Below are 26,972 nucleotides of genomic sequence, written 5' to 3' on the forward strand. Positions count from 1 at the left end.
AGTCTAGCGGGTGAGCCAGACAAGGGAGGCGAAACGGCCAGTGCGCGACGCACGGCGGTAAGAAAAGAAGCGTGGATCGGTCACGGTGCAGAAACCGCCGCCATAAACCGCAGTGACGCCGCGTTCAGCCAGACGCAGGCGCGCCAGCAGATAGATGTCAGCCATGAACTTGCCAGCATTGTGACTGGGCACGAAGGCGGATGCCGCTTCCGGCAATTGATTGACGAAGACTTCGCGTACTTCCGGGCCGACTTCAAAGGCTTTCGGGCCGATGGCCGGGCCAAGCCAGACCAGTACGTCCGCCGCAGCGGTGTCGAGATGGTCGAGGGTGGCTTCCAGTACGCCCGCCGCCAAACCGCGCCAACCGGCGTGAGCCGCCGCGACGCGAGTACCGGCACGGTTGCAGAACAATGCCGGCAGGCAATCCGCGGTCATCGCCGCGCAGGCAACCCCGGGAGTCGCAGTCCAGCTGGCGTCGGCGGTGGCAACCACGCCCGGATCAGCGTGGGCCACGGCAATCCCGTGCACTTGCTGCAACCAGGCAGGCTTGATTGAGAAATGTTCGGTCAGACGCCGACGATTCTCGGTGACCGCTTCCGGGCGATCATCGACATGATCGCCCAGATTGAGGCTGTCGAACGGCGCCTCGCTGACACCCCCCTCGCGGGTGGTGACACAGGCGCTGACGCTGGCCGGCGCAGGCCAGTCCGGCGTCAGCCAGTTCATCCGACGAATGCCTCGCGATCCTGCTTGAGCAGGGTCAGCAGCCAGACGAAATCTTCCGGCAGCGGCGATTCCCAGCTCATGCGCTCACCGGTGGTCGGATGATCCAGCTCGAGGAAGCGCGCGTGCAGGGCCTGACGCGGGAAGTGCTTGAGCGACTCGACCATGGTCGGGTTCGCGGCAGGCGGAATGCGGAAACGACCGCCGTACGCCGGGTCGCCGACCAACGGGAAGTTGATGTGCGACATGTGCACGCGAATCTGGTGGGTCCGGCCGGTTTCCAGTTTGACCCGCACATGCGTGTGGGAACGGAAACGCTCCAGCACGCGGTAGTGACTGACGGCAGGCTTGCCACCTTCCATCACGGCCATGCGCTGGCGCTGCTGACCATGACGGCCGATCGGAGCGTTGATCTTGCCCCCGGCGGTCACGACACCGATCACGATGCACTCGTAGATCCGGCTGACGCTGCGGCTTTGCAGCTGGGCAACGAGCTTGGTCTGCGCCTGAATGGTCTTGGCCACCACCATCAGACCGGTGGTGTCCTTGTCCAGACGATGCACGATACCGGCGCGCGGGACATTGATGATGTCCGGCACGTGGTGCAGCAAGGCATTGAGCAAGGTGCCATCAGCGTGGCCGGCAGCCGGGTGCACCACCAGGCCCGCAGGCTTGTTGATCACCAGGATGTCGTCGTCTTCATAGACGATGTCGAGCTCGATGTCCTGGGCGATCCACTCGCCCTGGGCTTCCTGCTCGGCAGTCAGCTCAAGGACGGCACCGCCATGCACGATGTCGCGCGGGCGGATGACCGCCCCGTCCACAGTCAGGCGACCTTCTTTGATCCAGGCGGAAAGGCGCGAGCGTGAGTGCTCAGCGAAGAGTTGGGCGGCGACTTGATCGAGGCGTTGGCCGCCCAAATCGGACGGCACCTCTGCGCGAAGTTCAATTTTATCGGACATGCTCTGACTGGCGTCGGCACAGCCTTTGGTTTCGGCTGCGCGCTTGTGGTTAAATACGGCGTCTTTTGCCCCGAGGCTTTTCAACGGGGCGCTCATCATAACAGGACGGCCCCGCCCAAGACAGCGGCCGTCATAGGGACGCAAGCCGCCATGCAAGTGAAACACCTGCTGCTGATCGCCATCCTCGCATTGACCGCTGCTTGCTCATCGAAGGAAGTCGTCGACGAAAACCTGAGCGAAGCCGAGCTGTACCAGCAGGCTCAGACCGACCTGGACAACAACAGCTACACCAGCGCCACAGCCAAGCTGAAGGCTCTGGAGTCGCGCTATCCGTTCGGTCGCTACGCGGATCAGGCACAGCTTGAACTGATTTATGCCAACTATAAAAACGCCGAGCCGGAAGCTGCCAAGTCCGCCGCCGAGCGTTTTATCCGTTTGCACCCACAGCACCCGAACGTGGACTACGCCTACTACCTCAAGGGCCTGACCTCGTTCGACCAGGACGTCGGCCTGCTGGCGCGCTTCCTGCCGCTGGACATGACCAAGCGTGACCCGGGCGCTGCGCGCGACTCTTACAACGAGTTCGCCCAGTTGACCAGCCGCTATCCGAACAGCCGCTACGCACCGGACGCCAAGCAGCGCATGATTTACCTGCGCAACCTGCTGGCCGCGTACGAAATCCACGTCGCCGACTACTACCTGACCCGTCAGGCTTATGTAGCTGCAGCCAACCGTGGTCGTTACGTGGTGGAAAACTTCCAGGAAACCCCATCGGTCGGCGACGGCCTGGCGGTGATGACCGAGGCTTACCAGCGTCTGCACCTGGACGAACTGGCCGCCACCAGTCTGGAAACCCTGAAGCTCAACTACCCGAACCACCCGAGCCTGCAGGACGGCCAGTTCGTGCCTTCGGTTGCCGAATCCGACAACCGTTCGTGGCTGAGCAAGGCCACTCTGGGCCTGATCGAATCGCGTCCGCCGCTGCCGCCGGGAGAAACCCGCGCCAACCAGGACGTGCAGAAGCAGTTCCAGGACGCGAAAGACGCGATCCCGAACGAGCTCAAGCCTAAAGACGAAAACGGTGACGTGATCGAGGAAGAACATCATGAAGCCGAAGGCAACAACGAAGACCGTTCGTGGTTCAGCTACATGACCTTCGGCGTGTTCGACTGATCACACCGGTGTCACAAAAAAGGGAGATCTGCGGATCTCCCTTTTTCATTGCCGCGCATTAATAGTCTGTGCGCCTGCCGGCACCTTGGCTAAACTGCCGGATCACTAGCCGAAAAGCCGCCCATCATGCTTCGTTTACTGTTCTGGATTGTCCTGATTTTCGCTGCGGTATGGCTGTGGCGTAAATTCAAGGCGCCCGCCTCGTCTGCCCAATCGCCCCGCGAGCAAGACGCCGCGCCGATGGTGCGCTGCGCCCACTGCGGCGTGCACCTGCCCCGCGACCGCGCGCTGAACCTTCAGCGACAATGGTATTGCAGCCAGGCTCACCTTGAGCAAGGCCCGGGTGCCAGTGATCGCTGAGGTCGCCAACGCCGACCGTAAACAGGCTCAGCGCCTGCTGCGCCTGTATCATCTCTACCGTTTGAGCGTCGGCATCACGCTGGTGCTGCTGATCTCCAGCAACATGGACAACCGCCTGCTGACGTCGGCCGACGACGAACTGCTGCGCAGCGGTAGCTGGTTGTATCTGGTGCTGAACATCCTGCTGGTGGTGTTTCTGGAAAACACCCGGCGGCCGACGCAGTTGTTCAGTCTGGCGCTGGTGGATGTCCTGCTGCTGTGCGGGTTGTTCTACGCGGCGGGCGGGGTGGCCAGCGCGATCGGCAACCTGCTGATTGTCTCGGTGGCGATCAGCAACACCCTGCTGCGCCGGCGCATCGGCCTGCTGATTGCCGCCATCGGCGCACTCGGCATTGTCAGCTCCAGCTTTCTGCTGAGCTTCAGTCATCCCCTGAGCGCCAATGACTATCTGCAAGCCGGGACCCTCGGCGCCTTGTGTTTTGCCGCATCGCTGCTGGTCCAGGGCCTGATCCGGCGTCTGGAAGTCAGCGAAAATCTCGCCGAACAGCGCGCCAGCGAAGTCACCAGCCTTGAAGCGCTCAACGCCCTGATTCTGCAACGCATGCGCACCGGCATCCTGGTGCTCGACGAACAGCGTCGGGTACAGCTGGCCAACCACAGCGCGAAAAATCTGTTGGCCCAATCGCATCTTGAAGGTCATTTGATCAGCGACTACTCGCCGGCATTGGTCGAGCGCCTGCAACTGTGGCTGAGCAACCCGACCCTGCGCCCGCAGAGCCTGAAGATTCCCGGCAACGGCCTGGAACTGCAACCCAGCTTCATCGCCCTCGACCAGAGTCCCAACCAGCAAACCCTGGTGTTCCTCGAAGATCTGGCGCAAGTCGCGCAACAAGCCCAGCAGCTCAAACTCGCCGCGCTCGGGCGTCTGACCGCGGGCATCTCCCATGAAATCCGCAATCCACTGGGCGCCATCAGTCATGCCGCGCAGCTATTGGCGGAGTCCGAGGAACTCGATAGCGCTGATCGGCGTCTGACGCAGATCATTCAAGACCACTCCCAGCGCATGAACCGAGTCATCGAAAACGTCCTGCAACTGTCGCGCCGCCAGCAGAGCGCTCCGCAACGGCTGGATCTCAAGCCGTGGCTGGAACAGTTCGTCGCCGAGAGCCGCGAACAGGCCACTGAGCGACAAACGATTCATTTGCGGATCAATTCCGGGGACTTCATCACGTTGATGGATCCCGACCAGCTCACGCAGATTCTCGACAATCTGTTACGCAACGGCTGGCGGCACAGCGCCCTGCTGCACGAGCAGGCCGAGGTCTGGCTGGCGCTGTTCGTCGACCCCGAAAGCCAACTGGCGGTGCTCGAAGTGCAGGACAACGGCCCCGGTGTCCCGTCCGATCAGCAGGCGCATCTGTTCGAACCGTTCTTCACCACCAGCAGCCAAGGCACCGGCCTTGGGCTTTATCTGTCCCGTGAGCTGTGCGAAAGCAACCAGGCGCGCCTAGACTTCAAACCACGCCAAGGCGGCGGCTGCTTTCGCATCACCTTTGCTCACGGACGGAAACAAAGTTGAACACGAGCCCACGGCAAAAAATCCTCATCGTCGACGACGAACCGGATATCCGCGAACTCCTGGAAATCACCCTGGGACGGATGAAACTCGACACCTTCAGTGCTCGCAACCTCGGCGAGGCCCAGGCGCTGTTGCAACGCAATGCGTTCGACCTGTGCCTGACCGACATGCGCCTGCCCGACGGCACGGGGCTGGACTTGGTGCAGCACATCCAGCAACGTCATCCACAACTGCCGGTGGCGATGATCACCGCGTATGGCAGCCTGGAAACAGCGATCAATGCGCTGAAGGCCGGCGCCTTCGACTTCCTCACCAAGCCGGTTGATCTCACGCGCCTGCGTGAACTGGTCAGCACCGCACTGCGCATGCCTGCCGCCGGCGGCAGCGTCACCTCGATCGACCGCCGACTGCTGGGCGACTCGCCCCCAATGCGCGCTCTGCGCAAACAAATCGACAAGCTCGCCCGCAGTCAGGCTCCGGTCTACATCAGCGGCGAATCGGGCAGCGGCAAAGAGCTGGTCGCGCGGCTGATCCACGAACAAGGGCCGCGCGCGCAACAGCCGTTTATACCGGTCAACTGCGGGGCGATCCCTTCAGAGCTGATGGAGAGCGAGTTTTTTGGCCATCGCAAAGGCAGCTTCACCGGCGCGGTGGACGACAAACCGGGGCTGTTTCAGGCCGCGCACGGCGGCACCCTGTTTCTCGATGAAGTGGCGGATCTGCCGCTGTCGATGCAAGTCAAGCTGCTGCGGGCGATTCAGGAAAAAGCCGTGCGCAGCGTCGGCGGCCAGCAGGAAACCGTGGTCGATGTGCGCATTCTGTGCGCCACGCACAAAGACCTGGAAGCGGAAGTCGCCGCCGGGCGCTTCCGTCAGGATCTGTATTATCGGTTGAACGTGATCGAACTGCGGGTGCCGTCCCTGCGCGAACGGCGCGACGACATCGAAGTGCTGGCTGCGCACATGCTCCAGCGCCTGGCCAGCAACAGTGGCCAGCCGGCAGCCCAATTGCACCCGCAAGCGCTTGAAGCACTGAAGCGTTATCGTTTTCCCGGAAATGTGCGAGAACTGGAGAATGTCCTCGAACGCGCGCACACGCTGTGCGAAAACCAAGTGATCGAGGCCGAGGATTTGCGCTTGAGCGAAGGGAGTTGCGCAGTCGAGGACGGCATTGCCGACCTGACGCAGATCGACAACCTTGAGGATTATCTGGAGAACGTCGAGCGTAAGCTGATTCTGCAGGCGCTGGAGGAAACCCGCTGGAATCGCACGGCGGCGGCGCAGCGCTTGAGCCTTTCGTTTCGGTCGATGCGCTACAGGCTGAAGAAACTCGGTCTGGATTGAGGGCCCCTTCGCGAGCAAGCCCGCTCCCACAGTAGATCTCGGTTGTTCACACAATTTGTGTTCATCGCAGATCCAATGTGGGAGCGGGCTTGCTCGCGAAAACGGTCTGCCAGCCACCAGAGAAATACCTGACTAAATGCGACCTTCAGGTGCATACGGCACCGGATCGATAATCGGCGCCCGCCCCAGCATCACATCGGCAAACAGCTGACACGACGCCGGCGCCAGCACCAGCCCGTTGCGGTAATGCCCGCAGTTCAGCCACAACCCCTCAAACCCCGGCACCCGGCCGATATACGGAATCCCCTCCGGCGAGCCCGGGCGCAAACCGGCCCAGTGCCCCACCACTTCGGCCTCCGCCAGCGCCGGCAGCAGCTCGACCGCCGAAGCCTTGAGGCTCTGCAACGCGACATCGGTCGGGGTCTTGTCGAAGCCTTCGTGCTCCAGCGTACTGCCGATCAGAATGTGCCCGTCGCGACGCGGAATCGCATAACGCCCCTTGGCCAGCACCATGCTCGGCAGGAAATCCGCCGCACACTTGTAGAGAATCATCTGGCCCTTGACCGGCTCAACCGGCAGCGTCCGGTTCAGCGTCTTGAGCAGATCACCGCTCCATGCTCCGGCGGTCAGCACCACCTGGTCGCCACTGATCACGCCTTTGGACGTCTCGACGCCAACCACCCGCGCGCCTTCGCGAACAAACCCGCTGACTTCGCATTGCTCGTGAAGGGTCACGTTAGGCAGCGCCAGCAAAGCGGCTTTCAACGATTTGACCAGACGCGGGTTACGCACATTGGCCACATCAGCCATGTAGATCGCCCGGGAGAATCCACCGCCGAGCACCGGCACTGCGTCGTGTGCTGCAGAGATATCCACAGCCCGCAGCGGACGGTTTTCCCGCTCGGCCCAGGCCAGTGCTTCGGCTTCATCGTCCAGATCCAGCCAGTACAGGCCGGTGATGTGCACTTCGGGATCAACTCCGGTATCGGCAAATAGCCGCTCGCCCAGCTGTGGATAAAAATCCTGCGACCAATGCGCCAGTGCGGTGACCGCCGGGCTGTAGCGCCACGGGTACAGCGGCGAAACAATGCCGCCGCCGGCCCAGGACGATTCCTGGCCGACGTTCGAGCGATCCAGCAGCACCACGCTGCGCACTTCGGAGGCGAGGTTGTAGGCGGTCAGCAGGCCAATCACCCCGCCACCGACAATCACCACTTGCTGTTGCCTGGTCATGTTTGATCCAACCGTAAAAAAGACAGTGGGCGCAAAAGGCGCCCTCAAGAAGGTACCTCAGCGGCCCCAGCAATCCTTGGTGGTCAGCCCGGTGGTAGCGTTGTTCATGCTTCTGACGCCAGTGTTGGTGAGGGTAAAGTCCCCGCACTTGTCGGTGGCCATGGCAGTGCCAGCCTTGCGTGTGGCGGTCAGCAGGAAGGTCTGGTCAGCGATCGTCGGGGTGATGGTGTAGTAATCATTGCCCGTGCTCAGACCGGTGATGCCGGTGTAGACGTTGTTTTTGGTATAGAAGCGTTCGAGGCTCTGCGCCTGCTCCGAGAGCAGTGACACCACTTCGGCACGCCGGCCCTTTTTCAGGTATTCGGTGTAGCCCGGTGCAGCGATGGTGATGATGATGCCGATGATCGCAATCACGATCATGATTTCGATCAGGGTGAAGCCTTGGTTGACTCTGCGCATGCCTCAAACTCTCACTTACTGTATTTGTCGCCACATGATACGACGGCTGCCGCCGCCGGATTTTTCCACCAGTGTGGTGACGGTGCCACTGGAATCGTTGACGATCTTGCGCGTCGCGCCATTGACGATGGCGTTCAGGGTCGGAATCCCGCCGGTGAACACCACGCCGCTGGAAATCGTGTCGTTGCTGTCGACCACGCCATCGGCGTTGGTGTCGAGCACCGCGTAGTTGAGCATCTTACCGCTGAACGCATCGAGTTCGACCAGTTTGCCGGTGCCGAAACTGGCGCACGGGTCGGTGGTGTCGACACTGGCGGTGGTAAACACGATGCGCCCGAGCACCAGACTGGCCTGATTGATCACCCGCTCGCCGGTCAGCACGTTGTTGTACACCAAGGGCAGATACCAGCCCTTTTCCGCCGGATAAGTCGTATCGTTCTGGCTGGTGGTGATGAACTGCCCCGTACTGCCGGAGAACACTCCGGTCACTGCTTGGGTCTGCAGGCTGCTGACTGTCAGTTGCCCGGAACCGCCGTCGGCATCCCACACCGAATAAAATGCCTGCAGGTCCTTGTTGGTCTTGTCGGCGGTTTCGTTGAATTTTCCGGTGCCGAAAAATACCTGTTTGCCCCCCTGCGAATTGTCCGCCAGCAGCGGCTGCGCGGTGATCGGCTGAGTCGCTCCGCCCGCCGTGGTGAACAGCGGCTTGCCGGAAAACGCCACGCCCCAGCCGTCGGTCGACGTCGCGCTCAGATCGAATTTCCACAAACGCCCTTTCAAGTCACCGCCGTAAGCGGCCTGCACCACGTTGGAAGAATTGACCTTGAGCTTCACCGACGACAGGCCATTGGTGGTTTCGGTGCTGTCGATCACGATTTTCTTGATCAGCGAACCGTCACGCACATCCAGCACATACAACGCCGCCACACCGGAGTTGCTGCCATAGCCATTGGCGATGAATGCCGCCCAGCGACCATCGGCCAAGCGTGCCACTTCCGGCCGGGCATAGGCGTAACCCAGATCATTGAATGCATTGGCGGTGTTTGCCGTGGCGGGCGCACTGACCTCCCAAAGGGCGCTGAGCACATTGCCGGCGGACGCGTCGAACAGTTGCAAGGCATAGAAAGCTTTGCCGCCGGCGCCGGTGCCGCCAATGGCCAGGGTTTTCCAGGCGCTGTTGATTTGCGCGTCATACACACCGACCTGACCGTCCACCAGAAACTTGTGGCTGACGCCGTTGATGTAAGCAGGATCTGCAATCAGCCGCATCGACGGCAATACGCTGGACGGCATGTAGGCATAGCGTCGAGTGCCGTTGGCCGAGTTGATCACGTTGACGAAACCGTCGTTGGCATTCACCACCAGACTCGAATTCATATTCGCCGCTTTGGTGGTCAGGTACGTGGTGTAGGTGGTGTCCCCCGAGAGATCGGAGGCGGTTTTGTCGCCGGGCGAGGCCAGCACCAGCGGCGAGTTGACGATGTCGCCGAGCAATACGCTGCGCACCTTCAGCCCGGCCTTGTTGGTGCCCTTGCTCCACTCCACCAGATCGTTGCCGCTGATGCCGGTGGGCAGGCCTTGGCTGAGCGTGGTCTGCTGGGCAGCGGAAAAGTTGCCGTAGGCCAGAGTGACGGCGGCATTGCTGCTGGTGTTCCAAGATTGGTAAGGCGGTGCGGTAGCGCCCGGGACGATTGTGGTGTCGGTACTCCACAACGCTGCCGAGGTATTCACCGCGCCAGCCGAGGTGAAACCGAAGGACTTGATCGTCCCGCGCCAGTCTTTGGGGTCATAGCTGGTCTGGAAATAACGGGTGCCACTGGCCAGCGTGGTGCCGCTGGTGACCCCGCTGCCGCCGGAGCCGGCCTTGGAGGTGATGTCGCTCAACGCCGAGGACAGCGCGGCATTGAGGCCCGTGCTGTCGGTCGCCTGGTAATACCTGCCCTGCCCGTAAGCGGCGGCGTCCGACAACATGTCATTGTCGGCGGTAAAACCCACTGTGTAGGTGTTCATGTTCTGCTTGGGAAAATCCACCGCGTTCCAGCTTTTGCCGGCGGCGTCAGTACCGGTCGAACGCATGTCGATGTCGAAAGCGAATTTGGCAATATCGTCGAGATACAGCGTGTCGCCCTCGCTATCACCATTGAGGTTGTTGCCGTCATTGTTGATGCCGTCCCAGTTCGGCAGGCGACTGCCACCCAGCGGATCATTGCTCGGGAAGGTGCGGTCGTAAGTCGGCAAACCGTCGGTGATCACCACGCCGTAGTTCTTCTGGCAACGGTACTGGATCGGGCTGGTGTAGGTCGTCGGCGTGCTGTTGTAGTACGGGGCCATGCCACGCATGTAGCGAGTGATTTCGTAATAGGTTTCCGCCAGCGGCGTATTGGCCACGGCGCTCAAACCGTTGATCGCAGAAATCAGCGCGTTGTAGTTGGCGTCGGCCTGTGCCTGGGTCACGCTGCCGGACACCGGTGACAAGTCGCTGATCGAACGCGCGATGTAACCGCCATTGCCCGAGTTGTTACTGGTGGCCGGATTGAAAGTTGACAGGCCCATACGCAAGGTACGATTGCTGGTGACCAGCGCGGTGGACACGTTGCGCGCGACGTTGATCCGATAGTCGTTGGGAATTGCCCCGTTGGTGAAGTCGCGGGTGCCGTTGTTGATCGCCAGCCCGACCACATAGGCTATGTAATCCCCGGTGTAGCGGGTGTTGCCGCCACCCACCGGATCCGGCAGTTTCAGGCACAGCGGCGCAACACTGTTGTTGTAAAAGGCATAGGCCCCACCGGAACAACCGGAGGTCGGCAGGCTTGAGAGAAACACCGAATCACCGGTAATGGCGGTCGAACTCAGGCACAGTCCGAGCAACGCGTTGCACTGCCGGGCAGGTGTGCGATCAACGTCGGGATCGAATCCTGGCGCATAAATAATGCTGTTCATGCTGCCGGAATCGTCGATCAGCAACATCACGTTGGGCGACACCGCCGCCGCGCTCAACAGCGGCGAATCGGACGGAGTAAACGCATACGCCGGCGCCGCCAGATACAGGCCCAGCAGCACGCCGGCCAACAAGGTCCGGAAGCGCTCAATACTTCGCATAGACACTCTCCACCACACTGCGCGAAGTACCGGCGATGCCGACTGCCGTCACTCGATACAGGGTCGCCGAAGTGTTACTCGGCACGTTCACTGCCGTCAGGGTCGTGCCAATGTTCTGCACACCATAAAAGCCGTTACCGGCTGCGATCCACGTGACCCCGGAAGTCGAATTGAACCCCGCCGCGCTGACCACCGAAGACTCCGCCGGTGGCGCACATTGCGTGGTACTGGCGCAGACGGCCAGCGAATAACTGTCGAGCTGCACCGCACTCTCGCCGATACGCAGCGCGGCCTCTGCGGTCTGGAACGACTGATTGCGCAGGCTGACGCTGCCGGCCATTTTTTCCTGCAGGTTGGCGCTCTGCATAGAGGACAGGCCGATCAGTGTCAGCAGCAACAAAAACACCAGACTGACCAGCAACACCATACCGCGCTGGTTTTGCCGCTGCTCGAAAGTCATCCTCATCGGCCCGGCCCTCATTGCAGGCGGTTGCGCAAAGCGGCAACCACGTTGAAGGTTTGATTGGCCACCCGGTTGTTCGGGTCGGTGAGAGTCAGGCTCAGGCGCACACTGCGGATGCGCGCCGGATCGCTGGGGTTGGCGCTGTAGGAGGACGCCGCGACGTCGGTAGCCGACGCGGCCAGACCGAAGGTCACGTTAAAGGCACTGACGTTATTCACCAGCACCTGCTGGGTCGGATTGCCGCTGCCGGTGCCCATGAGGATCTGGTTGTTGCTGAAGCTGTAGATCAAGCGACGGATCGGAAAGGCGATCTGCCCGCTCGCCGCCGCGCGCAACCCGGTATAGGCCGTGGCGCTGTTGCGGCAATCGGAGATCACCGTCCAGGTCGGCGTACCGCCACTGCCGCCAACGTCAGCAGTGACCAGAGTCAGTTTGAGATTGCTGTTATCCCAACTGATCGGGGTGACTTGCGCCGCGTTGAAATCCCCTGCCGAACTCGCGTCGGTAATGCTGCCCAGACAGCCGAACATGCCGACCATGCGCAGTTCCTGAATCATCTTGCTCAGGACAAAACGTGCGTCTTCTTGCATCGCGGCCGCGGTGTTCTGGCTGACGTAAGTGTTTTTAGCGGCAAGGAATGTCTGCACCACGCCCAGCACGATGATCAGCCCGAGCGCCAGGGCAATGAGCATTTCGATCAGGCCGAAACCACGGTTGTATTGCTTCATGGCGTGGCCACCGGATCGACCGTGGCACGGCTGGTCAGGACGAAACTGCGCGTGGTACCGCTGGCATTCGCGGCCCGTGAGTCATTCCAGTTGATGGTGATGGTGTACACCCGCTGATTGCGGGTGATCGTGCCGGTGGCGCTCGGCCCGCCGAAATTGACGATGCTGGTGGTGAAATCGTAGAGATCCTGATCGCGGGCGACACTGAGGTTGCCCGCGGTCGGTGGTGTCACCGTGTAATCGGCAGCGGCGTTGGCGCGGATGCGATCCATCATGTCGTAGGCGATAAAACTCGCCTGGCTGGTCATGCGCGAACTGTCGGTGTACTTCAGCGCATTCACTTGAACAGCTGCCGCGCCCAATATGCCAACGGTCAGAATCAGCAACGCGACCAGCACTTCGATCAGCGACATGCCCTCCTGTGCCTGTGTGCTCCCTGCCCTCATCCGCAACTTCCACCCAATTGAATTCGTCCGTTCAGACACACGTTCAGCGTCCTGCTTTGCGTTCCCAGCGCGTAGCTGATGACCACCGCCGTCGACGGCGCCGCCAGGCCGCCCAGATTATTGAAATCCAGTGCGGTCACTCCTGAGGGTAGCGTCAGAGTCGCGCCGCTGCTCATCGCTGGAACAACCCGCAATACATTGGCCGAAGTGCCAGTACTGTCGTAGACCGACAATTCGCCGGTCCACACGCTGCCGCCGGCGCTCGGGCGCAAGCGTGTGGTCACGCCACGATCAATCGCCTCCAGCCGCGCATAGTTGATGGCGCGCTGCAAGTCGCCCATTTCGGTATCGGCCTTGCTGCTCTGGATCGAGCGAGTGAAACCCGGCACCGCCAGGGTTATGAGGATCACCATCACCGCGACCGCAGCCAACAACTCAGGCAGCGTGAAACCTTTTGTATGACGATCCATCGATGCCCTCCGTTGCCGTCGGCTATACCTGCTTCTACAAACTAGAACATTCAACCGGCCTGCGTCGGTTGATTTGCCCTGCCCGGCGCACGGATCGCGTCTGGCCTCATGCTTCAGGGAGAAAGTGCTCATGCCGCAACAGGGTTTCAGTCTGATCGAATTGCTTATGGGACTGGCGATTGGCGCAATTGTTCTGGCGCTGGTCAGTCCGGCGTTTGCCGCCTTCAACGAATCGACTCAGCGCGACCATGCGGCGCAGTCGCTGCTCGACGGGATTCGCAACGCCCGGACCCAGGCCATCACTCGCAATCAGAGCGTGGTGATCCATGGCATCAATGGCGACTGGAGTCAGGGCTGGCGAATTATTCTGGATATCAGCGGCAAGGGGCCGCAGGACAGCAGCAATCCACTGCTGCAGGAACAAGCGAGTGACGGGCGGACACCGATTGTCGGCAATTGGGCAGTCAGTCGTTATGTACGTTTCAGCAGTCTGGGACAACCGCTGATGCCCGGGCGGGCATTTCAGGCAGGGACATTACATATCTGTTCGGCACGCGAGCCGGTCAGCCAGCGCCAGGTGGTGCTGGCGGCGACCGGCCGGGTGCGCCTGACCAGCGCGAAGGCTGAGCAGGCACTGTGCCTGAAGGCGAAGAGCGTCAGATCGAGCGGACGCGCAGCTCTTTCGGCATCGAGAACGTGATGTTCTCTTCGCGGCCGGCCAGTTCATCGGCACCGGTCGCTCCCCAGGCTTGCAACTGCTGGATCACGCCACGCACCAATACTTCCGGCGCGGAAGCACCGGCGGTGATGCCGATGCGCTCGACACCATCGAACCAGCTCTTCTGCAGGTCTTCGGCGCCGTCGATCAGGTAGGCCGGCGTGGCCATGCGTTCAGCCAGTTCGCGCAGACGGTTGGAGTTGGAGCTGTTCGGGCTGCCGACCACCAACACCACGTCGCATTCGTCAGCCAGTTGCTTGACCGCGTCCTGACGGTTTTGCGTGGCGTAGCAGATGTCGTCCTTGCGCGGGCCACCAATGGCCGGGAAGCGTGTGCGCAGGGCATCGATCACGCGACTGGTGTCGTCCATCGACAGGGTGGTCTGGGTCACGAACGCCAGCTTTTCCGGGTTGCGCACTTGCAGTTCGGCTACGTCTTTCTCGTCTTCGACGAGGTAGATCGCGCCGCCATTGCTAGCGTCGTACTGGCCCATGGTGCCTTCGACTTCCGGGTGACCGGCGTGGCCGATCAGGATGCACTCACGGCCGTCGCGGCTGTATTTCGCGACTTCGATGTGCACCTTGGTCACCAGCGGGCAAGTGGCGTCGAATACCTTCAGGCCACGGCCGGCGGCTTCATTGCGCACGGCCTGGGAAACGCCGTGGGCACTGAAGATCACGATGACGTCGTCCGGTACCTGATCCAGTTCTTCGACGAATATCGCGCCACGGCTGCGCAGGTCTTCGACGACGAACTTGTTGTGCACCACTTCATGACGCACATAGATCGGCGGCCCGAAGACTTCCAGGGCGCGGTTGACGATTTCGATCGCCCGGTCCACGCCGGCGCAGAAGCCACGGGGGTTGGCGAGTTTGATTTGCATGCTGTGCCTCGTGTCTTGCGCGCGAAATAAATTTACGTCCTGCTGATCGAGCACATTGCTCAAATACAGCAAAAATCCAATGTGGGAGCGGGCTTGCTCGCGAAAGCAGTGTGTCAGACAACTTCTATGTTGAATGTCAGTCAGCATTCGCGAGCAAGCCCGCTCCCACAATTGTTCTGCGGTGTCACTCAGATCGCTTTGACGTTGATGATCTCGACGTCAAAGGTCAGCGTCTTGCCGGCCAGCGGGTGGTTGAAGTCAATGGTCACTTGCGCGTCGTCGAACTCTTTCACCACACCCGGCAGCTCAGTATTGGCCGCATCATTGAAGATCACCAGCAAACCCGGCGACAACTCCATGTCGACGAACTGCGAACGCGGGATGATCTGTACGTTTTGCGGGTTCGGCTGGCCGAAAGCGTTTTCCGGCTCGACGGTCAGCGTACGCTTGTCGCCGGCCTTGAAGCCGAACAGTGCCGCCTCGAAACCCGGCAGCAAGTTGCCGTCGCCGACCTTGAAGGTCGCCGGGGCCTTGTCGAACGTGCTGTCGACCGTGTCGCCGTTCTCCAGGCGCAATGCAAAGTGCAAAGTGACTTCCGTGTTCTGGCCGATGCGTTGCTCAGCCAATACCTGTTCAGTCATGAACGGCTTCTCCGGTTTTCTTCGATTTGAACATGTCCAGTGCCAGCATCACCGCACCGACGGTGATGGCGCTGTCGGCGAAGTTGAACGCCGGGAAGTACCAGCGGTTCTGCCAGTGCACCAGAATGAAGTCGATCACATGGCCCAGGGCAATGCGGTCATACAGATTGCCCAGCGCACCGCCCAGCACCAGCGCCAGTGCGACGGCCAGCCAGGTTTCGTTGCGGCCCAGGCGTTTGAGCCAGACCACCAGCACTGCACTGACCACGATCGCGATCAGCGCGAACAGCCAGCGCTGCCAGCCAGAGCTGTCAGCCAGGAAGCTGAAGGCCGCGCCGGTGTTGTAGGCCAGGGTCCAGCTGAAGTAATCGGGAATGATCACGATCTGCTGGAACATTTCGAGCTTGCCTTCGAAGTAGAACTTGCTGGCCTGGTCGATGACCAGAACCAGCAAGCTCAACCAGAGCCAGCTCAGCCGTCCGAAACGGCCAACGGCGTTAGGCATAGTGACGAACCTCGCCTGCGCCATCGATGTTGTCCACGCAACGGCCGCAGATTTCCGGATGCTCCGGGTTCACGCCCACGTCTTCGCGGCAATGCCAGCAACGCGCGCATTTCGGGAAGGCCGATTTGACGATCTTCAGTTTCAGGCCGCTGACTTCGGTGGCTACCGCGTCCGCAGGTGCCTGAACGAAAGGTGCCACGCTGGCAGTCGAAGTGATCAGGACAAAGCGCAGTTCGTTGCTCAGTTTGGCCAGGTCGGCGCTCAGCGCTTCTTCGGCGAACAGCGTCACTTCGGCTTGCAGGTTGCCACCGACGGCTTTGGCCGCACGCTGGATTTCCATTTCTTTGTTGACCGCCACCTTCACTTCCATGATGCGATCCCAGTACTCGCGACCCAGCTCGAAGCCTTCCGGCAACTCGGTCAGACCTTCGTACCAGGTGTTGAGCATCACCGATTCGTTGCGCTCGCCCGGCAGGTATTGCCACAGTTCGTCGGCGGTGAACGCGAGGATCGGGGCGATCCAGCGTACCAGCGCTTCGGAGATGTGGAACAGCGCGGTCTGGCACGAGCGACGGGCCTTGCTGTCGGCGCCGGTGGTGTACTGGCGATCCTTGATGATGTCGAGGTAGAAACCACCCAGCTCCTGCACGCAGAAGTTGTGGATCTTCGAGTAAACGTTCCAGAAACGGTATTCGCCGTAGTGCTCTTGCAACTCGCGTTGCAGCAGCAGGGTGCGATCCACCGCCCAGCGATCCAGCGCGAGCATTTCTTCGGCCGGCAGGAGGTCGGTGGCCGGGTTGAAACCGGTCAGGTTGGAAAGCAGGAAACGCGCCGTGTTACGGATACGGCGATAGGCGTCCGCGCTGCGCTGCAGGATCTGCTCGGACACGGCCATTTCGCCGGAGTAGTCGGTCGACGCGACCCACAGACGCATGATGTCGGCGCCCAGGGTGTCGTTGACTTTCTGCGGCGCAATCACGTTGCCCAGCGATTTGGACATCTTGCGGCCGGACTCATCGACGGTGAAGCCGTGGGTCAGCAACTCGCGGTACGGCGCGTGGTTGTCGATGGCGCAACCGGTCAGCAACGACGAGTGGAACCAGCCGCGGTGCTGGTCGGAACCTTCCAGGTACAGGTCGGCGCGCGGGCCGGTTTCGTGACCCATCGGGTGCGAACCGCGCAGCACGTGCCAGTGCGTGGTACCCGAGTCGAACCAGACGTCGAGGGTGTCGCTGATCTTGTCGTACAGCGGCGCTTCGTCGCCCAGCAGTTCGGCGGCGTCGAGTTTGAACCAGGCTTCGATGCCTTCGACTTCAACGCGCTTGGCGACCTCTTCCATCAGTTCGACGGTGCGTGGGTGCAGTTCGCCGCTTTCCTTGTTCAGGAAGAACGGGATCGGCACGCCCCAGTTGCGCTGACGGGAGATGCACCAGTCCGGACGGTTGGCGATCATCGAGTGCAGGCGCGCCTGGCCCCAGGCCGGAACGAACTTGGTGTCTTCGATGGCTTTGAGCGAGCGCACGCGCAGGGTGTCGCCGCTGACCGGCTCCTTGTCCATGCCGATGAACCACTGCGCGGTGGCGCGGTAGATCAGCGGGGTTTTATGGCGCCAGCAATGCATGTAGCTGTGTTCGATGACGGTGGTGTGCAGCAGCGCACCGACTTCGGTGAGTTTTTCGACGATGGCCGGGTTGGCCTTCCAGATGAACTGGCCGCCAAAGAACTCCAGCGACGGCACGTACACGCCGTTGCTTTGTACCGGGTTGAGGATGTCATCGTTGACCATGCCGTACTTCTTGCAGGTCACGAAGTCGTCCACACCGTAGGCCGGGGCGGAGTGAACCACACCGGTGCCGGCGCCCAGTTCGACGTAGTCGGCCAGGTACACCGGCGACAGGCGGTCGTAGAACGGGTGACGGAAGTTGATCAGTTCCAGCGCCGAACCCGGCGCGGTGGCCAGTACGCTACCTTCAACGCCGTAACGCGACAGGCAGGATTCAACCAGCTCTTCAGCCAGAACCAGCAGCTTGTCGCCGATATCGACCAGGGCGTAATTGAATTCCGGGTGGACGTTCAGCGCCTGGTTGGCCGGGATGGTCCACGGGGTGGTGGTCCAGATCACGATCGAAGCGGGTTTGCTCAGCGATGGCAGACCGAACGCGGCGGCCAGTTTGGCCTCGTCAGCGATCGGGAAGGCTACGTCGATGGTCGAGGACTTCTTGTTCTCGTACTCGACTTCGGCTTCGGCCAGCGCCGAACCACAGTCGAAGCACCAGTTCACAGGTTTGAGGCCCTTGAACACGAAACCGCCCTTGACGATTTCGGCGAGGGCGCGGATTTCACCGGCCTCGTTCTTGAAGTCCATGGTCTTGTACGGGTTGGCGAAGTCGCCCAGCACGCCGAGGCGGATGAATTCGCTCTTCTGCCCTTCGATCTGCTCGGTGGCGTAGGCACGGCACAGCTCGCGGGTCTTGTCCGCGCCCAGGTTCTTGCCGTGGGTCACTTCAACCTTGTGCTCGATCGGCAGGCCGTGGCAGTCCCAGCCCGGAACATACGGCGCGTCGAAGCCCGACAGGGTCTTCGAGCGGATGATCATGTCCTTGAGAATCTTGTTCAGTGCGTGACCGATGTGGATCGTGCCGTTGGCGTACGGAGGGCCGTCGTGCAGGACGAACTTCGGACGATCCTTGCCAATCTCGCGCAACTTTCCGTACAGGCCAATACTGTCCCAGCGCTGCAGGATCTGCGGTTCGCGCTGTGGCAGGCCGGCCTTCATTGGGAAGGCGGTGTCCGGAAGGTTTAGCGTGGCTTTATAGTCGGTCATTTAAGGCTCTTCATTAGCGATGGGCGCTAGGTGCGGCTAGTGCACGGGCGGCGGCGACATCCGCGTTGATCGCCGTTTTCAGTGCCTCCAGGGAGGCGAAACGCTGCTCTTCACGCAGCTTTTGGTGGAAAACCACCGTCAGACGCCGGTCATACAGATCGCCGGCAAAATCCAATAGATGAACTTCAAGGTGGGCTTTACCGTCACCTTGGACCGTAGGCCGCACGCCAATATTGGCGACGCCGGGCCAGGTCTTGCCGTCGATGTCCACATCTACCAGGTAAACCCCGGTGAACGGTACGCGACGACGCTTGAGTTGAATGTTGGCAGTGGGCGTACCCAGTTGCCGGGCCAGTTTCTGGCCGTGCAGCACGCGACCGGCAATCCGGTACGGGCGGCCGAGCAAGCGTTCGGCCAAGGCAAAATCGGCGGCGGCCAACGCGTTGCGCACCTGGGTGCTGCTGACGCGAATGCCGTCCAGCTCGACGGTTTGTGCGGCTTCCACGGTAAAACCGTGAACCTGGCCGGCCTGCAGCAGAAAATCGAAATCGCCGAGGCGATCGCAGCCAAAGCGGAAATCGTCGCCGACTTCCAGATGCTGCACGCCGAGGCCGTCCACCAAAATGGTATCGACGAACTCACTGGCACTGAGCTTGCTCAGGCGCTGGTTGAATGCCAGGCACAACACCCGGTCAACGCCTTCGGCGGCCAGCAGCTGCAGCTTGTCGCGCAAGCGAGCCAAGCGCGCCGGCGCGGTCTCCGGGGCAAAGAATTCCCGTGGCTGCGGCTCGAAAATCACCACGCAGCTGGGTACGCCCAACTCAAGCGCACGCTCACGCAGTCGGGCCAGGATAGCCTGGTGACCACGGTGAACACCGTCAAAGTTGCCAATAGTGGCGACGCAGCCCCGATGCTGGGGGCGCAAGTTGTGGAGGCCTCGAACCAGCTGCATAACGCGCTTCTTGCTCATAAAGTGGTCGATTATAACCACACCCGACGGTCGACGACAGGCAACACCGTAACGCAAAGTGATCGAGCCGACAAAACTGCCGGCCCGTGCCCGGTTATAAAGGCTGAAACCTCAGCTCAAAGCCTTGCGATTGAAGTCGCGCAGGCGGAAACCGAGCAGCAGCAACATACCGAAATACGCCACCACACCAGCAACCACCAATGCCCCCAGACGCAGGAAGCGCTCCAGCATGTGCCCCTGATCCCAGGCCGGCATGAAATGCATGCCCAGCAGCAATACCGCCGACATCACCGCCACCGCCACCACCAGCTTGAAGCCAAACGTGTACCACCCTGGTTGCGGCTGATACATCTTTTGCTTGCGCAGTTGATAGAACAACAGACCGGCATTCAGACAGGCACCAGCACTGATCGCCAGCGCCAGGCCGGCATGAGCCAGCGGGCCGATCAGCATCAGGTTGAACAGCTGCGTGCACACCAGTGTGAAGATTGCGATTTTCACCGGAGTGCGGATGTTCTGCTGCGCATAAAAGCCCGGCGCCAGCACCTTGATCACGATAATCCCCAGCAGACCGACAGAGTAAGCAATCAGTGCGCGCTGGGTCATGGACGCATCAAAGGCGCTGAACTGACCGTACTGAAACAACGAAACAGTCAGTGGCTCGGCGAGAATCCCCAGTGCCAATGCACACGGCAGCACCAATATGAAACACAGGCGCAGGCCCCAGTCGAGGATCCGCGAGTATTCGTGGCGATCCTTGCTCGCGTAAGTCTTGGCCAGCGTCGGCAGCAAAATGGTGCCCAGCGCTACACCGAGCACGCCGGACGGCAATTCCATCAATCGGTCGGCGTAATACATCCACGACACCGAGCCGGCGACCAGAAACGAGGCAAAAATGGTGTTGATGATCAGCGAAATCTGGCTGACCGAAACGCCGAGGATCGCCGGCAGCATCTGCTTCATCACCCGCCACACGCCGCTATCGCGCAGATTCAGGCGCGGCAGCACCAGCATGCCGATCTTTTTCAGGTGCGGCAGTTGGTAGAGCAACTGCGCCAGACCACCCACCAGCACAGCCCAGCCGAGGGCCATCACCGGTGGATCGAAATACGGCGTCAGGAACAGCGAGAACACGATCATGCTGACGTTAAGCAGAGTCGGCACGAACGCCGGCACCGAAAAGCGGTTCCAGGTATTGAGGATCGCCCCGGCCAGCGAGGACAGGGAGATCAGCAATATATAAGGAAACGTCACCCGCAACAGATCGGAAGTGAGCTGGAATTTTTCCGGCGTATCGGCAAACCCCGGCGCTGTGGCCCAGATCACCCATGGCGCAGCGATCATGCCCAGCGCGGTGACCAGTGCCAGCACCAGCGTCAGCAGGCCCGAGACATAAGCAACAAAGGTACGGGTCGCCTCTTCACCCTGCTGACTTTTGTACTCCGCCAGAATCGGCACGAAGGCCTGCGAGAACGCGCCCTCGGCGAAGATTCGCCGCAGCAGGTTGGGCAATTTGAAGGCAATGAAGAAGGCGTCCGTGGCCATTCCGGCGCCGAACGTGCGAGCGATGAGCGTGTCACGGACGAACCCGAGAATCCGGGAAAGCATGGTGATAGAGCTGACGGCGGCCAACGATTTGAGCAGATTCATTGAGGGAATGTGTGCCTGTCGATAAACAGCAGGCGAACAATGCGCCTACTTGTGCGATACTCTGCGCCGCAACAGCACAGAGCCAAAGCTCGCGAGTTTACAGGTCAAGCGCCGGAAATAAATATCCCGCCTCTTTACACCTACCACTTAGCGGAACGTTTCAAGCGCCCTTGACAAGACTTCTCTTCATCGGCATGATTCGCGGCCTATTTTGTTTGCTATTTCCTAAAAAGTCTTTCGAGGAGCTCGACGGTGGCCAACTCACCTTCCGCCAAAAAACGTGCAAAACAGGCTGAGAAGCGTCGCAGCCACAACGCCAGCCTGCGTTCCATGGTTCGTACCTACATCAAGAATGTAGTTAAGGCCATCGACGCAAAAGACGCTGAAAAAGCTCAAGCTGCATACGTTCTGGCTGTGCCAGTTATCGACCGTATGGCCGATAAAGGCATCATCCACAAGAACAAGGCTGCTCGTCATAAGAGCCGTCTGAATGGCCACGTCAAAGCACTGAAAGAAGCTGCTTAATCGACGTAGTCATTAAAAACCGACCTTAGGGTCGGTTTTTTATTGCCTGCGATTTAGTAAATCCAGTACAAAAAAATGTAGGAGTGAGCCTGCTCCGGGCGGCGCTCCGACGATGGCGTTGTTTCAGTCGATGCATATATTGACTGATACAACACCATCGCGAGCAGGCTCACTCCTACAGTTGTTTCCGCGGTGTTATTGCTGGACCGGAACCCACGGCACGATCGGGATCGCAGTCACCGCATTCTGCGGGCTACCCTCGATCACGCGATCGCTGTAGACCAGGTACACCAGCGTATTGCGCTTCTTGTCGAGGAAACGCACCACCTGCATGGTCTTGAACACCAGCGACGTGCGCTCCTTGAACACCTCGTCGCCATCCTTCAGTTCGCCCTTGAACTTGATCGGACCGACCTGACGACAGGCAATCGACGCCTCGGCACGATCCTCGGCCAGACCCAGGCCACCCTTCACCCCACCCGTCTTGGCGCGAGACAGATAGCAGGTCACGCCGTCGACCTTCGGATCATCGAAAGCCTCGACCACGATCCGGTCATTCGGGCCGACGAACTTGAACACCGTCGACACCTGACCGATTTCCTCGGCCGAGGCCAGCAATGGCAGCGCCATCAGCAGACCCAACAATCCTTTTGCCATGCGCATGCGTATTTTCCCTTAGACCAGAATCAGATTGTCACGATGAACCAGTTCCGGCTCAGCCATGTAGCCCAGCACGCCGACAATTGCATCTGACGACTGACCAATGATTTTTTGCGCTTCAAGCGCACTGTAGTTGGCCAGGCCACGGGCAATCTCACGACCGTCCGGCGCCACGCAGACCACCATTTCGCCACGGCGGAAACTGCCTTGGACCAGTTTCACGCCGACCGGCAGCAGGCTCTTGTTACCTTGCGACAATGCCGACACCGCCCCCTCGTCCAGCACCAGTGTGCCGCGAGTCTGCAGATGCCCGGCCAGCCACTGCTTGCGCGCCGCGAGCATGCCGCGCTCAGGCGACAGCAGCGTACCGATGCGCTCGCCAGCCTTCAGGCGATCGAGCACTCGCTCCAGACGCCCACCAACGATGATCGTGTGCGCCCCGGAACGCGCCGCCAGACGCGCCGCACGCAGCTTGGTCTGCATGCCGCCACGCCCCAACGCGCCACCGGTACCGCCCGCCACCGCATCCAGGGTCGGATCATCGGCGCGCGCTTCGTAAATCAGTTGCGCATCAGGGTTGTTGCGCGGATCGGCATCGAACATGCCATCGCGATCGGTGAGGATCACCAGCAGATCGGCCTCGACCAGGTTGGCCACCAGCGCCGCCAGCGTGTCGTTGTCACCGAAACGGATTTCGTCGGTGACCACGGTGTCGTTTTCGTTGATCACCGGGATGACTTTCAGCTCCACCAGTGCACGCAGAGTGCTACGGGCGTTGAGGTAGCGCTTGCGGTCGGACAGGTCATCGTGAGTCAGGAGAATCTGCGCGGTATGCCGGCCATGCTCGGCAAAGCTCGATTCCCAGGCCTGCACCAAGCCCATCTGACCGATTGCCGCGGCAGCCTGGAGTTCGTGCATCGCACTGGGTCGTGCGGTCCAGCCCAGGCGACTCATGCCGGCAGCCACGGCACCGGAGGAAACCAGCACCAGCTCGACCCCCGCCTCATGCAGGGCGACCATCTGCTCGACCCAGACACCCATTGCCTTGCGATCCAGCCCCTTGCCGTCCGCCGTCAGCAAAGCGCTGCCGATCTTCACGACCCAACGCTGCGCACCTGTCACTTTGCTCCGCATCATCTTCAACCTTAGCTTGAGGACAGCGCGACCCAGCGCCGCCCATGACGTTATTTGTGACTTGCGATTTCCAGATACTAAAACGCCGCTCGATTGAGCGGCGCTTAAGTTTACTGCAACGAATCAGTCGCGCACGTAAATGATTTCCGGACCGTCTTCATCATCCACATCTTCTTCGTCCCAGTCATCGTCGCCGATGTCGTGGACCGACTTCACGCCGCTGCGACGCAGGGCACGCTTGTCATCCAGCGCCTGCAACTGGGCACGGGCTTCATCTTCGATGCGCTGATCGAGATCGGCCAGCTCTTCCTTGTACGCAGGGTCGTTAGCCAGGCGATCGGCACGATCTTCCAGATAACGCATGATGTCACGCGTCAGACGCTCAGTGCCTTCTTTGGCGATGGCCGAGATCACGTAGACCGGACCTTCCCACTGCAAGCGATCAACGATTTCCTTGACGCGCTCTTCGTGCTCTTCTTCAAGGATCTGGTCGCACTTGTTCAGCACCAGCCAGCGATCACGCTCGGCCAGCGACGGACTGAACTTGACCAGCTCGTTGACGATCACTTCAGCCGCGTCCGGTGCGCTGGTGTCATCCAGCGGCGCCATGTCGACGAGGTGCAGCAACAGACGCGTACGCGCCAGGTGCTTGAGGAAGCGAATGCCCAGGCCGGCACCGTCGGAAGCGCCCTCGATCAGACCCGGAATGTCGGCGATGACGAAGCTTTTCCAGCGGTCGACGCTGACCACACCCAGGTTCGGCACCAGCGTGGTGAACGGGTAGTCGGCAACTTTCGGCTTGGCGGCCGATACCGAACGGATAAAGGTACTTTTACCGGCGTTCGGCAAGCCCAGCAGACCAACGTCAGCCAGTACTTTCATTTCCAGTTTCAGGTCACGCTGCTCACCCGGTTTACCCGGAGTGGTCTGGCGCGGCGCACGGTTGGTACTGGATTTGAAACGGGTGTTGCCCAGACCGTGCCAGCCGCCCTGCACCACCATCAGCTTCTGGCCGGCCTTGGTCAGGTCGCCAATCACTTCCTGGGTGGCCGAGTCGATCACGGTGGTACCGACCGGCACACGCAGGATCAGGTCTTCACCCTTCTTGCCGGTGCAATCGGTGCTGCCGCCGTTGGAGCCACGCTCGGCATCGAAGTGCCGGGTGTAACGGTAGTCGACCAGGGTGTTGAGGTTTTCGTCGGCCATCATGTAGATGGAACCGCCGTCACCGCCGTCACCGCCGTTCGGGCCGCCGTTTTCAATGAATTTTTCCCGACGGAAACTCATGCAGCCATTGCCGCCGTCGCCAGCTTTTACGCGGATCGATACTTCGTCTACAAACTTCATAACTCAACGCCTCTCGCCATACGGACGAGCCGAAAAACAATCAAGACATAAGACTCTTGCAAAAATGAGCGCAGCGACCCCAAACCACGACCTGCATCGCACGCCGACAGCCCATACAAACAGTTTTGCAAGAGACTCACCCCACAAACGAAAAAGCCCCGTCGCAAGACAGGGCTCTTCCAGCGATCTCGCGATTAAGCCGCGACAACGCTCACGTAACGACGACCGAAGGCGCCTTTTACTTCAAACTTGATCACGCCTTCGATTTTCGCGAAGAGGGTGTGATCCTTACCCATGCCAACGCCGTAGCCAGCGTGGAACTGGGTGCCGCGCTGACGCACGATGATGTTGCCGGCCTTGATGACCTGGCCGCCATACATCTTCACGCCAAGGCGTTTGGCTTCTGAGTCGCGACCGTTACGGGTACTACCACCAGCTTTTTTGTGTGCCATGAGTTCAATTCTCCTAGTGAGGAATTAGGCTGTAATTAAGCCTGAATACCGGTGATTTTGATCTCGGTGAACCACTGGCGGTGGCCCATACGCTTCATGTGGTGCTTACGGCGACGGAACTTGATGATGCGGACTTTATCGTGACGACCTTGGGAGATCACTTCAGCCTTGACGGTTGCGCCAGCAACAACAGGTGCGCCGATGTTCACGTCGTCGCCATTGGCGACCAGCAGAACGCGGTCAAAAGTCACGGATTCGCCAGTAGCGACTTCCAGTTTTTCGATCTTCAGGTATTCACCTTCAGCGACCTTGTATTGCTTACCGCCGGTAACGATTACTGCGTACATGGTATTTCTCCGATAATCCTGCTCACCCAGCTCTTTATAAGAAGAGGTATTGGCTGGCATGGCTGCATGGGGCTGGAACGGCCCAAGTGCAATTGCGTAAGGCAGGTGCTGCCCAGGAAGTTCAGGGTGCGCGATTGTACGCAAGCCGCGAGAGTCACGCAAGAGGCCGTCCATCGCGCCTTGACAGGCCCCGGTGGGGGTCCTAGCATGCCGCGCAACCCTTCTGGAGCAACTGTCGCTGATGCAACCCCAAGCTTTCTACCGCGCGGTGGCGGACGATTTTAACGCCGTCGACGGCATCATCAAGAAGCAGCTGACTTCCCGAGTGCCGCTGGTATCGAAAATCGGCGATTACATCACCTCGGCCGGCGGCAAACGCCTGCGTCCTTTATTGGTGCTGCTGTGCGGCAAGGCCCTGGGTCGCGAAGGCGACGACATGCGCCTGCTGGCCGCCACCATCGAGTTCCTGCACACCGCGACCCTGTTGCATGACGACGTGGTCGACATGTCCGGCATGCGCCGTGGCCGCTCGACCGCCAACGCCATGTGGGGCAACGCCCCGAGCGTGCTGGTCGGTGATTTCCTGTACTCGCGCTCGTTCGAAATGATGGTAGAACTGGGTTCGATGCCGGTAATGAAGATCCTGTCCCAGGCCACGCGCATCATCGCCGAAGGCGAAGTGTTGCAGCTGTCCAAGGTACGTGACGCCAGCACCACCGAAGAAACCTACATGGAAGTCATCCGCGGCAAGACCGCGATGCTCTTCGAAGCCTCGACCCACAGCGCCGCCGCACTGGCCGGTGCCACCGCCGAGCAGAGCGAAGCCCTGCGCACCTTCGGTGATCACCTCGGCGTGGCGTTCCAGCTGGTCGACGACCTGCTCGACTACAAGGGCGACGCCGAGACCCTGGGCAAGAACGTCGGTGACGATCTGGCCGAAGGCAAGCCAACCCTGCCGCTGATCTACACCATGCGTGAAGGCACGCCGGAGCAGGCTGCCCTGGTGCGCCAGGCGATCCAAAAAGGCGGGATTGAAGATCTCGAAAGCATCCGCATCGCCGTGGAAGCCTCGGGTTCGCTGGAATACACCGCACAACTGGCCCGCGACTATGTGGCCCGTGCGATCAAGTGCCTCGACGCGCTGCCGGCCAGCGAATACCGCGATGCACTGGTGGAACTGAGCGAGTTTGCGGTCGCCCGCACGCACTGATCTGCCTTCTGTGGGAGCGGGCTTGCTCGCGAAAGCAACCTGTCATTCAACATTAATGTTCAATGACA

At 60.6% G+C, this 26,972-nt stretch carries 27 protein-coding genes; 7 read left to right on the forward strand and 20 right to left on the reverse strand.

Annotated features, from left to right (window positions below):
* Positions 1–3: 3 nt before the first annotated feature.
* Positions 4–726, reverse strand: a complete 723-nt coding sequence (gene pgeF / locus ACS4NR_RS17390; protein WP_456017950.1) for a peptidoglycan editing factor PgeF — start codon at positions 724–726, stop codon at positions 4–6.
* Positions 723–1,685 carry a 23S rRNA pseudouridine(1911/1915/1917) synthase RluD gene (gene rluD / locus ACS4NR_RS17395; RefSeq protein ID WP_041065339.1) on the reverse strand — a complete coding sequence of 321 codons (963 nt, stop codon included), beginning with the start codon at positions 1,683–1,685 and terminating at the stop codon, positions 723–725. Before rluD ends, pgeF begins: the two co-directional genes overlap by 4 nt.
* A 150-nt stretch (positions 1,686–1,835) precedes the next feature.
* On the opposite strand from rluD, the gene ACS4NR_RS17400 reads away from it, so the two are divergent.
* The 4 genes from ACS4NR_RS17400 to ACS4NR_RS17415 all read left to right on the forward strand — a co-directional run bounded on the left by ACS4NR_RS17400 (position 1,836) and on the right by ACS4NR_RS17415 (position 6,140).
* Positions 1,836–2,858 carry an outer membrane protein assembly factor BamD gene (locus tag ACS4NR_RS17400; protein WP_115986762.1) on the forward strand — a complete coding sequence of 341 codons (1,023 nt, stop codon included), beginning with the start codon at positions 1,836–1,838 and terminating at the stop codon, positions 2,856–2,858.
* 126 nt (positions 2,859–2,984) lie between these two features.
* Positions 2,985–3,218 carry a PP0621 family protein gene (locus ACS4NR_RS17405; RefSeq protein WP_456017951.1) on the forward strand — a complete coding sequence of 78 codons (234 nt, stop codon included), beginning with the start codon at positions 2,985–2,987 and terminating at the stop codon, positions 3,216–3,218.
* The gene (locus ACS4NR_RS17410; RefSeq protein ID WP_095139316.1) at positions 3,208–4,797 is read left to right on the forward strand and encodes a sensor histidine kinase; all 1,590 of its coding nucleotides are present in this window, start codon (positions 3,208–3,210) and stop codon (positions 4,795–4,797) included. The genes ACS4NR_RS17405 and ACS4NR_RS17410 overlap by 11 nt, the downstream gene beginning before the upstream one ends.
* Positions 4,794–6,140 (forward strand): sigma-54-dependent transcriptional regulator, encoded by a 1,347-nt coding sequence (locus ACS4NR_RS17415; protein ID WP_115986763.1) that lies wholly within the window; start codon positions 4,794–4,796, stop codon positions 6,138–6,140. The genes ACS4NR_RS17410 and ACS4NR_RS17415 overlap by 4 nt, the downstream gene beginning before the upstream one ends.
* 132 nt (positions 6,141–6,272) lie before the next feature.
* Here the strand turns inward: ACS4NR_RS17415 and thiO are convergent, their stop codons facing one another.
* From thiO to ACS4NR_RS17450, 7 genes are read right to left on the reverse strand one after another with little or no spacing between them, the layout of a single operon-like run.
* Positions 6,273–7,373 (reverse strand): glycine oxidase ThiO, encoded by a 1,101-nt coding sequence (thiO, locus tag ACS4NR_RS17420; RefSeq protein ID WP_456017952.1) that lies wholly within the window; start codon positions 7,371–7,373, stop codon positions 6,273–6,275.
* Positions 7,374–7,430: 57 nt separating this feature from the next.
* Positions 7,431–7,832 carry a type IV pilin protein gene (locus ACS4NR_RS17425; RefSeq protein WP_115986765.1) on the reverse strand — a complete coding sequence of 134 codons (402 nt, stop codon included), beginning with the start codon at positions 7,830–7,832 and terminating at the stop codon, positions 7,431–7,433.
* A gap of 15 nt (positions 7,833–7,847) precedes the next feature.
* Positions 7,848–10,931 carry a pilus assembly protein gene (locus ACS4NR_RS17430; protein WP_456017953.1) on the reverse strand — a complete coding sequence of 1,028 codons (3,084 nt, stop codon included), beginning with the start codon at positions 10,929–10,931 and terminating at the stop codon, positions 7,848–7,850.
* Entirely contained in the window at positions 10,918–11,397 is a 480-nt protein-coding gene (locus ACS4NR_RS17435; protein WP_095139306.1) for a pilus assembly PilX family protein, read from the reverse strand. Before ACS4NR_RS17435 ends, ACS4NR_RS17430 begins: the two co-directional genes overlap by 14 nt.
* A gap of 11 nt (positions 11,398–11,408) precedes the next feature.
* On the reverse strand, positions 11,409–12,122 hold the full coding sequence (locus tag ACS4NR_RS17440) for a PilW family protein (RefSeq protein WP_456017954.1): 714 nt from the start codon (positions 12,120–12,122) through the stop codon (positions 11,409–11,411).
* Entirely contained in the window at positions 12,119–12,568 is a 450-nt protein-coding gene (gene pilV, locus ACS4NR_RS17445; protein ID WP_456017955.1) for a type IV pilus modification protein PilV, read from the reverse strand. The genes ACS4NR_RS17440 and pilV overlap by 4 nt, the downstream gene beginning before the upstream one ends.
* The gene (locus ACS4NR_RS17450) at positions 12,565–13,038 is read right to left on the reverse strand and encodes a GspH/FimT family pseudopilin (protein WP_253150419.1); all 474 of its coding nucleotides are present in this window, start codon (positions 13,036–13,038) and stop codon (positions 12,565–12,567) included. Before ACS4NR_RS17450 ends, pilV begins: the two co-directional genes overlap by 4 nt.
* A gap of 130 nt (positions 13,039–13,168) precedes the next feature.
* On the opposite strand from ACS4NR_RS17450, the gene ACS4NR_RS17455 reads away from it, so the two are divergent.
* Positions 13,169–13,738, forward strand: a complete 570-nt coding sequence (locus ACS4NR_RS17455; RefSeq protein ID WP_095139302.1) for a GspH/FimT family pseudopilin — start codon at positions 13,169–13,171, stop codon at positions 13,736–13,738.
* Here ACS4NR_RS17455 and ispH read toward each other — a convergent pair.
* The 6 genes from ispH to murJ form a co-directional block, all read right to left on the reverse strand.
* Positions 13,695–14,639 (reverse strand): 4-hydroxy-3-methylbut-2-enyl diphosphate reductase, encoded by a 945-nt coding sequence (gene ispH / locus ACS4NR_RS17460; RefSeq protein WP_095139301.1) that lies wholly within the window; start codon positions 14,637–14,639, stop codon positions 13,695–13,697. The two genes, ACS4NR_RS17455 and ispH, sit on opposite strands and share 44 nt — an antisense overlap.
* 188 nt (positions 14,640–14,827) lie before the next feature.
* On the reverse strand, positions 14,828–15,265 hold the full coding sequence (gene fkpB / locus ACS4NR_RS17465) for an FKBP-type peptidyl-prolyl cis-trans isomerase (protein WP_177325639.1): 438 nt from the start codon (positions 15,263–15,265) through the stop codon (positions 14,828–14,830).
* A gap of 7 nt (positions 15,266–15,272) precedes the next feature.
* Positions 15,273–15,785, reverse strand: coding sequence for a signal peptidase II (gene lspA / locus ACS4NR_RS17470; RefSeq protein WP_007909836.1), 513 nt, complete (start codon positions 15,783–15,785; stop codon positions 15,273–15,275).
* The gene (ileS, locus tag ACS4NR_RS17475) at positions 15,778–18,609 is read right to left on the reverse strand and encodes an isoleucine--tRNA ligase (protein WP_253150420.1); all 2,832 of its coding nucleotides are present in this window, start codon (positions 18,607–18,609) and stop codon (positions 15,778–15,780) included. Before ileS ends, lspA begins: the two co-directional genes overlap by 8 nt.
* Positions 18,610–18,622: 13 nt before the next feature.
* The gene (ribF, locus tag ACS4NR_RS17480) at positions 18,623–19,561 is read right to left on the reverse strand and encodes a bifunctional riboflavin kinase/FAD synthetase (protein ID WP_003228347.1); all 939 of its coding nucleotides are present in this window, start codon (positions 19,559–19,561) and stop codon (positions 18,623–18,625) included.
* Positions 19,562–19,690: 129 nt separating this feature from the next.
* On the reverse strand, positions 19,691–21,229 hold the full coding sequence (murJ, locus tag ACS4NR_RS17485) for a murein biosynthesis integral membrane protein MurJ (protein WP_456017956.1): 1,539 nt from the start codon (positions 21,227–21,229) through the stop codon (positions 19,691–19,693).
* 252 nt (positions 21,230–21,481) lie between these two features.
* Between murJ and rpsT the strand changes: the two genes are divergently transcribed.
* Positions 21,482–21,754: a 30S ribosomal protein S20 gene (rpsT, locus tag ACS4NR_RS17490; protein ID WP_003228351.1), complete on the forward strand. Its 273-nt coding sequence runs from the start codon at positions 21,482–21,484 to the stop codon at positions 21,752–21,754.
* A gap of 195 nt (positions 21,755–21,949) precedes the next feature.
* Here rpsT and ACS4NR_RS17495 read toward each other — a convergent pair whose 3' ends face one another.
* The 5 genes from ACS4NR_RS17495 to rplU form a co-directional block, all read right to left on the reverse strand.
* Positions 21,950–22,417 carry a CreA family protein gene (locus ACS4NR_RS17495; protein ID WP_003228353.1) on the reverse strand — a complete coding sequence of 156 codons (468 nt, stop codon included), beginning with the start codon at positions 22,415–22,417 and terminating at the stop codon, positions 21,950–21,952.
* 12 nt (positions 22,418–22,429) lie between these two features.
* A complete protein-coding gene (gene proB / locus ACS4NR_RS17500; protein WP_064589259.1) occupies positions 22,430–23,548 on the reverse strand; it encodes a glutamate 5-kinase in 1,119 nt (372 codons plus the stop codon).
* Positions 23,549–23,671: 123 nt separating this feature from the next.
* The gene (gene cgtA, locus ACS4NR_RS17505) at positions 23,672–24,895 is read right to left on the reverse strand and encodes an Obg family GTPase CgtA (RefSeq protein ID WP_003228358.1); all 1,224 of its coding nucleotides are present in this window, start codon (positions 24,893–24,895) and stop codon (positions 23,672–23,674) included.
* A gap of 194 nt (positions 24,896–25,089) precedes the next feature.
* Entirely contained in the window at positions 25,090–25,347 is a 258-nt protein-coding gene (gene rpmA / locus ACS4NR_RS17510) for a 50S ribosomal protein L27 (protein ID WP_003228360.1), read from the reverse strand.
* Positions 25,348–25,382: 35 nt separating this feature from the next.
* A complete protein-coding gene (gene rplU, locus ACS4NR_RS17515; protein ID WP_003228361.1) occupies positions 25,383–25,694 on the reverse strand; it encodes a 50S ribosomal protein L21 in 312 nt (103 codons plus the stop codon).
* Between the two features lie 241 nt (positions 25,695–25,935).
* On the opposite strand from rplU, the gene ACS4NR_RS17520 reads away from it, so the two are divergent.
* Positions 25,936–26,904, forward strand: a complete 969-nt coding sequence (locus ACS4NR_RS17520; protein WP_003228362.1) for a polyprenyl synthetase family protein — start codon at positions 25,936–25,938, stop codon at positions 26,902–26,904.
* The last annotated feature ends 68 nt before the right edge of the window (positions 26,905–26,972 follow it).

The sequence above is a fragment of the Pseudomonas sp. JQ36 genome, assembly GCF_053851495.1.